We start from the raw sequence: 13,818 nt of genomic DNA on the forward strand, positions 1-13,818 counted from the left end.
GGCGGCCGGGCGTACCTCCGCCGAGGCCACGACGCGGCGTTTCGGCCGGGCGCCGCCCGACTGTGTCCACTAGGGTTGGGCGCAATCACGGGAGGGTGCGATGCCGGTCGTTCTGATCGCGGTGGTCGCGGTGTTCTTCGCCGCCATGGGCGGCTACGGGTTACTGCGACCGCGTCAACTGGCGGAGGTGGTGGGTCTGCTTGCCGACCGCGCCGACGCCGATGCCGAGGTACGCGCCGTCTACGGCGGGTTCGGCCTCGCGATCGCCGTCGTCCTCGGACTCGCGGCTGCCGACATCGGCGAACTCAGACCCGGCGTGTGCGTGACGGTCGCCGCAGCGCTCGGTGGAATGGCCTTCGGCCGGATCTGGTCCGCATTCAGCGAACGCCCCTCCGCCTTCTTCCCGGTGTGGTTCTTCCTGCTCGTGGAGCTGATCTTGGCCGGCCTCCTCGGCACCGCCGTCGCCCTCGGCTGACCCACCTCAAAAGGTTGCTGACGCTAAACATCAACTCATTTGGACGATCGCTATACTTTCCCGTGCTGGACACCACGGCCGATCTCGGCCATGGTGGAAACCGCTGCCTCCGTAGCTCAGTTGGATAGAGCAAGGGCCTTCTAATCCCTAGGTCGCAGGTTCGATTCCTGCCGGGGGCACGAAGAACATGGGCAACCGTAGTAGCGGTTTCCCATGGCGTGCCGGGTTGCCCCGTACCGCCGCCCCTGTGGGCTGGTGGCGGTACGGGCCCCGTTTCGGGGGTCGTAGCAGGGGTCAGCGGTGCGGCGGCTATGGCGGCATCGGGGAGTGTTTCTTCGGTCAGGGTGGCGTAGATGGTCACGTGTTTACCGGTGTGGTCGTAAACGATCTTGATCCCGAATGCCTCGTACAAGTCACGTTGCAGGACATCGGGGGCGCGGGTGAGATGCAGCGTCAGCCGAGGCAGGTGCTCCAGGAGCGCGGGTTCGTCGGGACGCTGCCGGGCAGCCTGTTCACGCAGGGTATCCAGCTCGCCGTTCTTGCTGCGGCGTTCCTTTTCGAGTTCTGTGTAGCGGCGTCTCAGCCGTTCGGCCCACGCTTGGGACAACTCGTCGTCACCGGTGATCGGGCGGGATTCCAGCTCAGCGAGCAGGTTGTCCTGTCGTCGGGTGATATCGGAGAGCGTCTTCTCGATCGCGGCGGCCCGTTGTTCGAGGTCGTGGCCCTTGCTCGTGGATTGTCCGCGTAGCTGGTGGCGTAGCAGGGTCGCGCGGTCGGGGCCGAAGACGCGTTCGTTGAAGAACGTCTCGACGCAGTCGAGGAGCTTGTCTTCGCGCACGTACACCGCGCGGGGGTGGTCGGCGTATTCCTCGGGTTTGCCGACGAGATCGAGTTTGGGTTGGCAGGTGTAGTAGCCGTAGCCCTTGCGGGTTTTGCCGAACATCCTCTTGTTGCACTGCTGGTGGTGCACGAACGAGCGCAGCACGTAGGTGCGGTGGGTGTCAGGGTGGGAGTTCTTGACACCCATCCGCGACCCCTGGCGAGTGGTCCTGTTCTTTTGCACCGCTTCCCACACCGCGCGGGTTACCAGGGGCTCGTGGGTAGGCTGCGGTGACCACACCCATTTCTCGGGCGGGACGAGCGCGCCGCCTTTCTTGCTGGCGCGCCGGTTCCACACCATGTGCCCGGTGTATTTCGGGTTGATCAGGATTTCGCGGACCGAGGACCCTGACCAGCGGCCCCGAGCGCGTTTGCCGCTGTTGGGTCGCGGGGGCGGGTAGCGGTCGGGGTCGGCGTTGAGCCGCTCGGCGATCACCTGGTAAGCGAGGTTCTCGTCGTGGCGCAACTGGAAGATCCGCACCACCGCCGGTGCGCGTTCGGGGTCCACGAGGAGCCGGGATTTGGTGCGGCCTTCCTCTCGTTTCGCCGCGACCGGGTGTGGCACTTTCTCGTTGAGGTAGCCGTGGCAGGCTTTGCCGATGTTCCAGCCTTGAAAGGTGTGTTCGCGGAACCCTTCCCAGGATTGTTCGAGGGTGTGGCGCAGGAACCATTCGGCGACACCTTGTTTCATGCGGCGCACGAGGATCTGGGTGGCGCGTTTCTCCGACAGCGAGATCGGTCCCTCGTCGGCGGCGAACAGCGGCACCCCGACTTTCTCCAGTTCGTGTTCGAGCTGAGTGGACTGGTGCGTCCAGCGGGCGGCGCGTTCGATCTCCTCGACCACGACCGCCTCGAAGCGGCGGTTGGGGTGGCGGGCTTCGGCCATCAAGTCGGCCAAACCGCCGTCACGCGGGATCGGGATGTCGAACGCCTCGTGCGCGCTGCCCAGGCCACGCATCTCGAGGTCCTTGCGGGAGGATTCGACGTCGTAGAAGAACGCGACGATCACGAACCCGTTCGGCAGCACCTTGCGGCAGTTGTCGAGCTGGCGCGGCAGCGACAACGTGGGGTCCTGCAAATCCCGGGTCGAGGTGCGCAGGAACACCGCCACCGGGACCGGGGACGACCCACCCATCCCGAGCAGATCAGGGCTGTCGGGTCCGGCGAATACGGGCAGGCTCATGCCGCCTCCTGTTCGTCGGCGGTGGTGATGGCGTCGAGATCGACCAGATCGGCTGTGGCTGGGTCGTGGCTGTCGAGCCAGCGCAGCAGCGCCGAGATCGCGCGGGCTTGCCGTTCGGCGACGCGTTTGGCTTCGGCTCCGGTGACATAGCGAATCTGGAACGACGTGGTCATCTCGCCCACTCGAGCATCGACATGCATCGGCGAATCGGCGCGGGCCCGCGAGGGGCGCAACGGGATCACCACGGCGTCGTCGGAAAATTCCTCGTCCATGATTTCCTCTCATGTCCTGCCACGTCGGCCCGATAGGTGGCGGAGGTGGCTGTTTCGTGGGTGGGTGGAACTGCGCGGGAACCGGGCGGGTCCGCGTGCAGCGGGATCCATGAACGCTCCGTAGCGGCCGAGGCGTCAAATGTCTTCTCGTGCAGCATTTCTGCCGAACCGGTCACCCGCGACCAACCAGGGGTGCCGATCGGCCGGAATACGGCGGCCTGCGCCGTTCTGGCGGGTCCAACGGGCGGGTCTGCGGTGTGACCATTGCGCGCCGGAACCCGATCCCGGTGCGGTGGTTCGGACAGCGGCGTCAAGGGTCACCCCGCCCACCTGCCGTCGGCTGTTGCGGTTGAGCCGATGTCGACTTCGGTGTCGCGGTCGTCGGCGATGGCGGCCAGGAACTCAGGCGAAGTGGTGATGAGCGCGTTCTCGGTGAGCGAGGCCAAAGACCCGAACACCGCGCGGTCGGTGCCGCCGACCGCGAGCAGCCCCGAACCGCGAGCCGCGGAGAGCAGGAATTGCTGCTCGCCGTCAGAGAGGTGGAAGGCGGTAGCGACCTCGTCGATGGCCTGGGGTGCTTGGCGTAGCAAGATCTGAGTGGCGGCGTTGGAGATGATCGCTCGCCCGAGTTCGGTCGAGCAGACATCCGCGCAGTCCTGGGTAGCGACGGTGAGTCCGGCCCAGTGCTTGCGGAAGCTTTTCGCGGCCCGGAACAGGAACGCCGCCCCGGCGGGCTCGCGCAGCAGCAGCCACGCCTCGTCCACGGTGATCATGCGGGGCCGCCGATGACCGGGGTTCGACACTTTCCGCCACGTCGCGTCCAAAACCAGCAGCGTGCCGATGGTTTTCATTTCATCGGGCAGCTCCCGTAGCGAGAACACGATCATCGCGCCCTCGGGTTCGGTGGTGGTGTTCCCGTCGATCAGCCCGGCATAGGCTCCCTCGCCGGTGTAGGGGTGCAGCCCGGCAGCCAACTCGACGGCAGCGGGCACGGCGAGCTGGTCAAGCTGGTCTCGCAGGTCGCTCAGGGTGGGCGCGGGCCGGGTCCAGGTGGCGGGGTCGTCGGTGATCCCGGCGGCGGTGTAAGCAGCGGCGAGAGCAGCGTCCAGCGCCGACCGATGCGCGGCGGTTTGGTCCCCCAACAGCACCTGGATCAGGGTGTGGCAGAACAGTTTGCGCCGAGTGAGCGCATCGGTCGGGGCGCTGCGGCTCCCGTCGGGTCGGATGTGGATTTCCAGGTCGAACGGGTTGAGCCGAACTCCGGGTGCACCGAGGCGGATGTTGGTGCCGCCCACGGCCTCGCTCAGGCGCCGGTATTCATCCTCGGGATCGATGATGACCTGCTCGATCCCGCGATACAGGGCCCGCAGGATCTCGGTTTTCACCAGGTAGGACTTGCCCGCACCGGATCGGCCCAGCACGACGAGGTTGTGGTTGTGGGCCTCGGGACCGAACCGGTCCACGAACAACAACCCCGACGCAGCGTCGCGGCCATAGAGAACACCCTGGGGCCGGTCGGCCTGGGCGGGATCGGCGGCGGGGAGCTGGGGTGAGTCGAAGGGGAACGCCGCGGCGAGGGCAGTGGTATCGAAGGTCCGCTGGACCCGGATAAGGTCCAACCCGAGCGGCAGAGTCGTCACCCACGCCTGAGCTGCCCGGTAGGACAGGGTGCAGGTGTCCACGAGCAGACTCGCCGCCAACGCGCGAACGGCGGCCAACTCGTCGGCCAGCTCGGATTCCGAGGCGGCATGGACGGTGAGATACACCCCGACGCGGAACAATCTTGCTTCGGCCCGCGCGACGCGCGCGGACAGGTCGGCGGCGTCCTCGACGGCGACGTCGACCTGCGGGTCGGTCAGACGGCCCCGGCCGAGGTCCTGCCTGCGGGCAGATTCGAGGCGGGCTTGCTGGCGGCGCAGCCGAGTGGCGGCGGTGGCCGGGTCGACCGGCTCGACGTGCACCGCGACCTCGACTCTGCCCGGGTGAGACAGCAGAGGCGCGAGCCAGCCGGCGGTCACCTCGCGCGGGTAGCCGGTCACCGCGAGGGTCGCGCTCCAATCCGAGCCGATCTCAAGATGCCGGGTGCCGATGGTCAAAGATTCCGGGGCGAACCGGTCGAGCCCGTCCCCGGCGAACGGATCCGGTAATCGGGTATCGGGGTCGGTGCTGACGACCGTGCCGGCGGCGGTGATGTCGGCGGCGGCAGAGACGAGGCTTTCGGGGTCGGTGCAACTGGCCAGCACAGCAGTGGCGGCGTCGTGGTCGAGGGCGGTCACCGAGATCCCCAACGGGGACAGCACATCGGCGGCCTCGTTCATCCGGCGCAGCAGCCTGGACTCGGCTGCACGACGCGCACCGCCCGATAGGGTGCGCCGGGCTCGGCGCTGCCCAGGGAGACGGGCACGCAGCCCGCTGGTCGCCACGGCCTCGGTGTGTTCACGCCAGACGAGCAGCACCTGTCGGTGAACGGGGTCTTCGCGGGCGGCCAGCTCGGTGAGGTGGTCGGCATGGTCGAGGGCTGCCGCGGCGAGGTCGGCCGACATCTGCGCGGCAGCAGAGTGCAGGCCGGTGATGTGCTCAGTCAAGTCCAGCCGCGCCGAACGGATCAGGATCTGAACGGGTTGACGCAGGGTGTGCAGCCAGCCCGCGAGCTGGCCGACCAAGCTGTCCTGTTCGGCCGGGGTCCGCAGCGACAGGTTGAGGGTTCCCGCGACCGCGATAGCGGCGAGGCCGTCGGCGCCGAGGTCGATCACCCCGACCCCGCCGCTGCCACTGCTCGCCACCGACTCGGGCAACCGCGCCTGATCCGCCGATAGTTCCGAGGGCACCGGCGACCGAGGACGTCGTCCTGTGGTGCGAGTCGTGATCCAGCGCGGAGCCCGGGCGGCACCATGTGATCGGATGAGGTGGCGTGGACGCAGGCGGTGACGAACGGCCGCGACGAGCAGCAGGTCGGCCGACAGACCCTCGCGGCGGGTCAGGACCGCGACTGCCACGAACACGAACATCAGGGCAGCGGTGACCGCGAATACGGGCAGCGGTAGCAGGGTTCGCGTTGCAGCCCAGGCCGCGTACAGCAGTGCGGCGGTCGTGGCCAGGACAGCGAGCTGGCGCGCGGTGAACGGCCCCAGCAGCCGGTCGGAGCGGTCGACGTCGGCGGGGATGCGCACGATGGTGCTCATTTCAGGGTTCCGCCTCTCGGGGCGCGGGGCGCTCGGCGGCGCACGGGCAGATCCGGCATGGGCAGATGCAGCTGCCGCCCCGCCGGACGCGCCGGGGCCGCTGCGGGTGGTTGTAGCGGGTTCGGTGGCGATGCAACGGGTTTGACCCGGGCGACCGGGAACGGCAGCGGGTACTGGCCGCTACGGTTCGGGCGAACACGCGCGTACGGGTCGGGCGGGGTGGGTTCGGTGAAGTCGAAGGCGAGCTGTTGCGGTGTCGCCCGGCGACCGGGCCGCTGCGGCGGCGGCTCGGGAGGCGGGGGTGTTGGACGGACACGGCGCACTGGGATCGGGAGCGGGTACTGTCCCCCAGCCCCGGCGCGAATGCCCCGATACGGGTCCGGTGGAGTGAAGTCGAACGCGAGCTGGCGTCCCCTCGCCGACCGGTTCGAGCGCGGTGGTGGGGTGCCGGTCGCTTGGGCCGGTGCCGGGTTGGGTTGCCGAGGAACGCGGCGCACTCCTTCCAAGGGCAGCATGAGCTGCCCGTCGCGGGTCGAACGCACCCGCGCGTACGGATCGGGCGGTCCACTGCTGGAGGCGGCGCGGGGTACTCGTGGGGCACGGACGGGTCGCGCACTCCGCCGTGCGGACGCCGCCGAGGCTGTGGTGCGGGCGGAGCTCGCAGTGGCGCCTTTGAGCATGCCGAGGGTTTTGTAGGCGATGAAGCCACGCACGATCGAGCCGAGGAAGCTGCGGCCTTGCCCGATCTTGAGCACCGACAGCAGCCACATCGGTGTCTTGATCAACACGAACATCAACGCCAAAGCGACAGTGAGATCGGCGATCTCGTTGGCATCGGGCCCGAACACGTACCAGCCACCGGGACGGAGCATGACCCGCAGCACGGCCACCAACGTCAGTGATTGCACCACCTGGACCGCGAGGCAGGCGGCGAAGGAGCGCCACCACCAGCGCGCGACACCGTCGAGGCCGGGCAGCCCATGACACATCAAAGCCAGGGGTGCGCCCACGATCAGCAAGATCGTGATCGTCACCCGCACGAGATAGCTGATGATCAGCACGAGCAGCATCACCGACAGCGCCAGCTGCAACAGAACAAGGACACCGAGGCTCTGGGTACTGGTGAACGCCAACTCGGCCAGCGCGTCGGCGGCCGAGCCCGAGTCGACACCATCTCCAGCGAGAGCACCGGCGAGGGCGTTGGCGAAACCGATTCCGGCGGTGGCGATCATCATGCTCAACCCCCCAGCCGCGAATCCGACGACCAGGCGGGGTGCGAGTTCGCGGATCGACCATTGGGTTTGGACGGTCTCACGCATCATCAACAGCACCCCGGCAGCCATCACGACCAGCACGTAGAGGGCGAGCACGATCTGCCACGACTGGTTCCACAAGACCCCGATCTCGGGAATCTGCCCGGGTTCGGGTGTGGTGAGCAGGGTTTGCGACAACAGTTCCAGCAACGGGTTGAGCGAGGTCTCCACGATGCGCCGGAAGAACCCGTCGACCGCGTTCTCCACACACCCGTTGATGTTGGTCACCCCGCACTCGGCCGAGCCCGACCCGGATCCAGGTGCCGGTGCTGGCGCTGTTGTGCCGGGCGCGGTTGTCGTCGGTGGGGTGGTGGTCGAGGGTGGTGTCACCCACCGGCGCGGTGTCGTGGTCGGTGGACTGGTGGTCGGCGCGGGTGTCGCCGGTGCCGTGGTCACTGGCGGAACCGGCGTCGGAGTGGCGGGTTGGGCGGCGGCCCCGCCGGAACCGGTGAGCACGATCAGGACGGCGGCGAGGACCGCTGCTGCGCTATTGGCAGCGAGGCGCGCGGCCGGTGTGAACCGGGTGGGGGTGGGTGGTGCCTGGGCCGGGGTTGTCACGGTCAGGCTCCGATGATGGACTTGAGCACGGCGACGATGACCGGTGCCAGCATCGCCAGCGCGTAGCCGATGCACGCGGCGCGGAAGGCGGTCTTGGCCTTCTCGATCTCGCTGGGATCACCGCCCCCGAGCAGATAGCGGGCTCCGGCGATGGTCAGGAACAGTGTCGCCAGCCCGGCCAGGATGCCGACCAGCCAGTTGCGGGCGTTGTCGATCACCTCGCCCAGCGACGAGGCGATGGCCAGCACCTCGGTGTGCGGTGGCGCCGCCGAGGCGGATCCGGCCGCGACCACCGACACCACTACGGCGGCGACCGCGATAGCGAGGCGCCGGGGCCCGCGTCGTGCGCGGCCAGCCGAGTCCAGTACCTCCCCATCGAGAGCGTTCGTGTGCGGGTTCATGCGGCCACTTGCCCGGACTCGATGCTCGCCGGTGCCGGAGCTGACGAGAGTCGTTTCGGCCGGCGGCCTCGCCGCGGTGAGGAGACTCTCGGCGCGAGCGTGGTCACCGTCGCGGTCTCGACCGGGCCGTTGCGGACCGGATCGAGGTCGCGGGTGCGGTCGGCCAGCCATGCCAGTAGGGCACGTTCGGCACGGGACCGCTGCTTGCGCAGTCGGCCCACTGGGACACCGCGTTCGGCGGCCAGAGCGGGCAGCAGCCGGTCTTCCCACCGGGACGCGGCGATGAGTTCTGCGGCGTCGGCGGAGATCACCCCGGCACCCACGGCAGCAGCGAGCACCGTCTCGGGGTGACCAGACTCGGCTCCGAGTACCTGCGCCCGCTGCCCCCATTCGGTGAGATCAGCCCCGAGGTCACCAACCACCGTGAAACTGGTTCGCTGCTCGATTGCTGTTCTACGGTCAGCGCGGAAGGCAGCCCACCGTAGGCGATTCCATACGTGCGGCTGGTCGACATCGATGCACGGGAGGTGGAGCAGGAACTCAGCCAGCGCTTCGGACTCGGCATCGTGGCGTTCCGGGGTTCCCGGTGCCGTGTGCTCGCCGGTGATGCGGGCCAGCATCGGCATGGCCAGCGCCGCGCTCACGAGCATTGCGGATTCGCTGCGCTGCCGGACCCGTTCGATGAGCCACACCCAGATCGCATCGACCTCGCCCATTGGTGTGCCTGGATCCCACAGCCGCTCACGCAACTCCCCCCACGTCCGGATCCGACCGCACGCGGCCTCCGACACCGGGGCCGGACGGGGGATGGTCGGCAGGTAGTGTCCGGCGATCCGGTCGAAACCCCTGTTCACCGCAGCCAGTGGCGAGGGCGGTTTGCCGATCTGTCCCGGAATGGTTTCGTCATGCGTGTTCGTCACCACGATCTCCTTGTTCGGTCGATGATTTTCCGACCACCTCAGGACACCTCGCGGATCTATCCGAAACCTATCCAAACCCTATCCGCAACATATCCAAACACTATCTGAAACATATCCAAGTCATATCTTGCGCAGATCAGCATCTCCTCCGCTACTACGACACACCCACCCGTCAGGGGCGGGGCATATCCGCGCGGATATGCCCATCTGCCAGCACATGTGAAGCGCAGGATAGCGCCTAGATATGACTTGGATATGTTTCAGATAGGTTGCGGATAGGACGTCCGAGCATGCTGGCAAACCTTGGCGAAAATTCTTCAAAATAATTTCCGGGACATCTCATCGATGCACCCGTTTCCTAGGTTCGGATATCGGACTCAGGGAATTCTCAGAGAGCGGAGTTCGGAAATTACGTCCCGTTTTCGGCTTTTTGGCGGCAGTTAATGAGTAGAAGCACTCTCTCGTTCAGGAGGCCCTCATGACCGCCCCTTCCCGCCGCCCGCGCTCTGGCACCAATGCCGTGCAGATCCCCTCGACCCTGTGGCCGCTGGGACCCGACCCGCTCGATCCCGCCGATCGCTGGCCCGACCGGGCTCTGGTCCACACGATCACCGAATTCTCCGCGCCGGGCGCGCGGGTGATGCTGCTGGGCTGGCCCGCCCCCACCGCGCGGGGGACGCTGCGGATCATCGAGTCCGACACCGCCGCCGCACTGTCCACGATCGGTGATCTGGGCCGCCACGGACTCGACGCACCCACCGGCCGGACGTGGACGGGCGCGCCGGTGGATCTGGTCGTCGCGAGCCTGCTCGCCGATCAGCTCGACCCGATCGCCGCCGCCGAACACATAACCGCGCTCGCGACCGAAGTCCTCGCGATGGGCGGGTTGCTGGTCATTTTCTCCCGCTGCCGACACAGCGACTCCGGAACCTTGTTCGACCCGGCCGGTTCGGTCGTGGCCGCCGCGCAGTCCGCCGATCTGCTCTACCTCCAGCACATCATCGCCGCCCCGATCTCCGGGCACCAGGTCACCGCGCCCGCCGCGCCGACACCGTCGGGGACCGCGCGTCACGCCGTCGCGCACACCGACGTCTTCGTCTTCCTCCAGCCCGCACATGGCTGAACCCACACGCCCTGCACCCCACCGGAACTCTCACGTGAAGGACGCCCGATGACGCTCGAACCGACCACCCCCGCCACCGCCGACAGCGCCTCCGGCAGCCCCGCACAGACCGCCCCGACCGTCGCGCCGGTGTCGGTGTGGGCCACCGCGCAGACCGCGCCCACCGCGCAGCGCCGGGGCCGCTATCACCCCGACAGCACCGCCCATCCCGCGAAGATGTTCCCCGCCATCGTCGCCCACGCCGTGAACACCTACACCCGGCCCGGGGACCTCGTGCTGGATCCGATGTGCGGGATCGGCACCACCCTGGTCGAGTCGCTGCACTTGGGCCGCCAAGCGGTCGGTGTGGAGTACGAGAGCCGGTGGGCGGAGCTGGCGCGCACCAACATCGAGCTCGCTCGCGAGGCCGGGATCGATCTCGCCGCGGACGTCTTCCACGGCGACGCCCGCAAGCTGGGCGAGCTGATCCCGGCCGAGCTGCGCGGCCAGGCGAAGTTGGTCATCACTTCCCCGCCCTACGGCGATTCTCTGCACGGGCATGTGCGCGCCAACCGCAAAGACCCGGTGGTGAAGAAGAACCACCGCTACGGCCAGCTCCTGGACCGAGGCAATTTGGCCAACGTCGGCCTTGGCCGCCTACTGTCGGGGTTCACGAAGATCCTGGCCGGGGCCGCCGACTACCTCGCCCCGGGCGGGTATGTGGTGATCACCGCGCGGCCGTGGCGTCAGCACGCCGAACTCGTGCCGCTGCCCGCCCACCTCTACACCTGCGGTGAACTGGCCGGGATGGTGCCGGTGGAGCGGTGCGTGGCGCTGCTCGGGCGTCTCACCGAGGGTGATCTCGTCGCTCGGTCGAGCTTCTTCCAGCGCGACTTCATCGTCAAGCAGCGCGCGGCCGGGCTGCCGATGCACCTCATCGCCCACGAGGACGTCATCATCCTGCGCAAGCCCGAAGCCAGCGAGGCGACCGAAAGCCGCCGCGCGGCAGGCCGGTTCCCGTTCGGCAGCGCGGCGACGCTGCCGAACACCGAGATCACCGGCCCGGGATCGGTGGCCGCGTGAATCCCGAGCAGGGATGGCTCGGCCGGGCGCTTCTCGCGCCCGGCCGGGCCGTGGCCGACCTCCGCGAATCCCTCGAACACGCCCTCGTGTTCACCGATGCCCTGTTCCTGGTGGTGGCTGGTGTCACGGTGCTCACCGCGGTCGGGCTCGCGGGCCGGTGGCGGCGAGGCCGGCTGAGTGCGCGTGCCCGTCAAATCACCGTGCTCACCCCACCGGAGGTCGATGCCAAAGGCGCACTCTCCTTCTGGGCCCACCTCATCGGCCAGCTCCGCCCCGCGTGGGCGAGAACGCTTCTGGGGCAGCCGCATCTGGGGTTCGAGTACACCGTCACCCCCGAAGAGGGCGCGGCGATCCGGTTGTGGGTGCCCGGCGCGATCCCACCCGGACTGATCGAGCGGGCCGTCGCCTCGGCGTGGCCCGGCGCGCACACCGACACCCGCGAGCCCGCCCGGCCGCCACTGCCGAACCCGGTCAAGGGAATCCGGCGGGTCGTGGCCGGAGGCGAGCTGCGTCTCGGGCGCCACGAGGGACTCCCGTTGAGCACCGAGCATTCCGGTGATCTGGTGCGCAACCTGATCACCGCCGCCGACGATCTGGGCCCCGGCCAGGCCACCTGCGTACAGGTCCTCGCCCGACCGGTCACCGGCCGCCGCGTCGCCCGAGCCACCCGCTCCGCGGCGAGCACGGGTACCCGGGCAGGTGTCGCGGCCCGACTACTGCGCGAGGCCCTCGACCTCCTCACACCCGGCTCGAACAGCGCTCGCACCTCCCGCGCTACCGCCGGGGCAGGAACCGGCCGGGCCAGCGACCGGCAGACCTCCCTCGAATACAGCGCCGCCGCCCGCGCGGCGGCGGCCAAAGCGCGAGGGGCGCACTGGGAAACGGTCGTGCGCTATGCCGCCTCGATCCCGGTCTCCACCGACCCCTCCGAGATCGACTCGACAGCCGCAGCGACGGCGGTGGCGCGCGGTCGCGCCGATGCGCTCGCCACGACATTCGGGGCGTGCACCGATCACAACTACTACCGGCGTCGCCGTCGCCATTTCCGTCTTCAGCGGTTGATCCGGGAGCGCCGTCTCGGGCGTGGGGATGTGTTGTCGGTGCCCGAGCTGGCCACGATCGCCCATCTGCCCACCGACGACGGGCTACCGGGCCTGCAGCGTGCCGGAGCCCGAGCTCTGTCCCCGGCCCCGGAGATCCCCGTCGGTGGGGAACACACCAAGCCGTTGGGGATGTCAGACACCGGCACTCGCCGCCCAGTAGCGGTCAAAGTCAGCGACGCCCGTCATCACCTGCACATCCTCGGCCCCACCGGTGTCGGCAAGTCCACGCTGCTGGCGCGCACGATCCTCGATGACGCCGAGGCCGGGCGCGGAGTGATCGTCATCGACCCGAAGGGCGACCTGGTCACCGATGTCTTGTCGAGGCTGCCGTCGCCCATGGGTGAGCGGGTGGTGCTCTTCGACGCCGACGCCTCCAGTGCTCCGCCGTGTGTGAATCCCTTGGATATCGGCCGGATCGGACGCGCCGGAATGGATCTCGCGGTCGACAACCTGACCACGGTGTTCCGCCGGATCTTTCACCAGTGGTGGGGGCCACGCACCGACGACATCATGCGCGCGAGCCTGCTCACCCTGTGCGCACAGCCCGGCACCGCCACCCTGGCCGACCTGCCCCGCCTGCTCACCGAGCCCGCCTTCCGTTCCCGGGTCACTCGCACCACCGCTGACCCCGTCCTGCGCGGGTTCTGGGACTCCTACGAACAGCTCTCCGATACTGGGCGTGCCCAGCTCACCGGCCCGCTACTGAACAAACTGCGCGCCTTTTTGCTGCGGCCGTTCGTCCGTGCGGCCATCGCCGGTGGCCCGTCGACTGTGGACTTCGGCGATGTCCTCGACCACGGCGGCATCTGCCTCGCACGGTTGCCGAAGGGCTCACTCGGCGAGGAAACCTCACGGCTGGTCGGGTCACTGCTGGTCGCCCGGACGTGGCAAGCGGTGACCGCCAGGGCCCGGGTGCCCGCCGCCGACCGGCCTGACGCCGCGCTCGTGCTCGACGAGGCACAGAACTTCCTCAACCTGAGCACACCGATCGAGGACATGCTCGCCGAAGCCCGCGGACTCCGGCTCTCTCTGCTGCTGGCGCATCAGAACTTGGGTCAGCTCTCGCGCGAACTGCGCGACGGCATCTCAGCGAATGCGCGCAACAAGATCGTCTTCGCCGTGTCACCCGACGACGCCCGCGATCTCGCCCGGCATACCGACCCGTGGCTGTCCGAGCACGACCTGTCCCATCTCGACGCCTTCCACGCTGCCGCCCGCCTGCTGGTCGACGGCCGCAACGCCCGCCCCTTCACCCTCACCACCCGGCCGCTGGATCCACCGATCCCCGGACGCGCCCGCGAGATCGCCGCCGCCGCCCGCGCCCGCATCACCGCACCGGGCCCCTGA

The 13,818-nt window shown here is 68.6% G+C and carries 9 protein-coding genes, 1 tRNA gene and 1 pseudogene; 6 read left to right on the forward strand and 5 right to left on the reverse strand.

From position 1 onward, the window contains the following. Positions 1-100 precede the first annotated feature (100 nt). The 3 genes from DFR74_RS31480 to DFR74_RS36360 all read left to right on the forward strand — a co-directional run bounded on the left by DFR74_RS31480 (position 101) and on the right by DFR74_RS36360 (position 1,223). Positions 101-475 (forward strand): DUF4345 family protein, encoded by a 375-nt coding sequence (locus tag DFR74_RS31480; protein WP_067511552.1) that lies wholly within the window; start codon positions 101-103, stop codon positions 473-475. A 105-nt stretch (positions 476-580) separates the two neighbouring features. Next, a tRNA-Arg gene (locus DFR74_RS31485) sits at positions 581-654 on the forward strand. 182 nt (positions 655-836) lie between these two features. Then, a complete protein-coding gene (locus DFR74_RS36360) occupies positions 837-1,223 on the forward strand; it encodes a hypothetical protein (RefSeq protein WP_063125116.1) in 387 nt (128 codons plus the stop codon). Positions 1,224-1,574: 351 nt separating this feature from the next. On the opposite strand, the pseudogene DFR74_RS38170 reads toward DFR74_RS36360, so the two are convergent. The 5 genes and pseudogenes from DFR74_RS38170 to DFR74_RS31520 form a co-directional block, all read right to left on the reverse strand. After that, positions 1,575-2,822 (reverse strand): annotated as a pseudogene (locus DFR74_RS38170) (recombinase family protein); the annotation flags it as partial. Positions 2,823-3,126: 304 nt separating this feature from the next. After that, positions 3,127-5,991, reverse strand: coding sequence for a PrgI family protein (locus tag DFR74_RS31505; RefSeq protein WP_082393410.1), 2,865 nt, complete (start codon positions 5,989-5,991; stop codon positions 3,127-3,129). Continuing rightward, positions 5,988-7,532 (reverse strand): hypothetical protein, encoded by a 1,545-nt coding sequence (locus tag DFR74_RS31510; protein ID WP_054815553.1) that lies wholly within the window; start codon positions 7,530-7,532, stop codon positions 5,988-5,990. Before DFR74_RS31510 ends, DFR74_RS31505 begins: the two co-directional genes overlap by 4 nt. Positions 7,533-7,864: 332 nt before the next feature. Then, positions 7,865-8,263 (reverse strand): pilin, encoded by a 399-nt coding sequence (locus tag DFR74_RS31515; protein WP_054815555.1) that lies wholly within the window; start codon positions 8,261-8,263, stop codon positions 7,865-7,867. Beyond that, a complete protein-coding gene (locus tag DFR74_RS31520; RefSeq protein WP_146089069.1) occupies positions 8,260-9,183 on the reverse strand; it encodes a hypothetical protein in 924 nt (307 codons plus the stop codon). Before DFR74_RS31520 ends, DFR74_RS31515 begins: the two co-directional genes overlap by 4 nt. 478 nt (positions 9,184-9,661) lie before the next feature. Between DFR74_RS31520 and DFR74_RS31525 the strand changes: the two genes are divergently transcribed. Genes DFR74_RS31525 through DFR74_RS31535 form a run of 3 tightly spaced genes read left to right on the forward strand, consistent with a single transcriptional unit; the run spans position 9,662 to position 13,818 of the window. Next, positions 9,662-10,306: a hypothetical protein gene (locus tag DFR74_RS31525; protein ID WP_146089070.1), complete on the forward strand. Its 645-nt coding sequence runs from the start codon at positions 9,662-9,664 to the stop codon at positions 10,304-10,306. Between the two features lie 48 nt (positions 10,307-10,354). Continuing rightward, entirely contained in the window at positions 10,355-11,368 is a 1,014-nt protein-coding gene (locus DFR74_RS31530) for a TRM11 family SAM-dependent methyltransferase (protein WP_063125117.1), read from the forward strand. After that, the gene (locus tag DFR74_RS31535) at positions 11,365-13,818 is read left to right on the forward strand and encodes a type IV secretory system conjugative DNA transfer family protein (protein WP_054813823.1); all 2,454 of its coding nucleotides are present in this window, start codon (positions 11,365-11,367) and stop codon (positions 13,816-13,818) included. The genes DFR74_RS31530 and DFR74_RS31535 overlap by 4 nt, the downstream gene beginning before the upstream one ends.

Origin of the sequence: Nocardia puris (genome assembly GCF_003315035.1) — a bacterium.
In the GTDB taxonomy this organism is placed as follows: domain Bacteria; phylum Actinomycetota; class Actinomycetes; order Mycobacteriales; family Mycobacteriaceae; genus Nocardia; species Nocardia puris.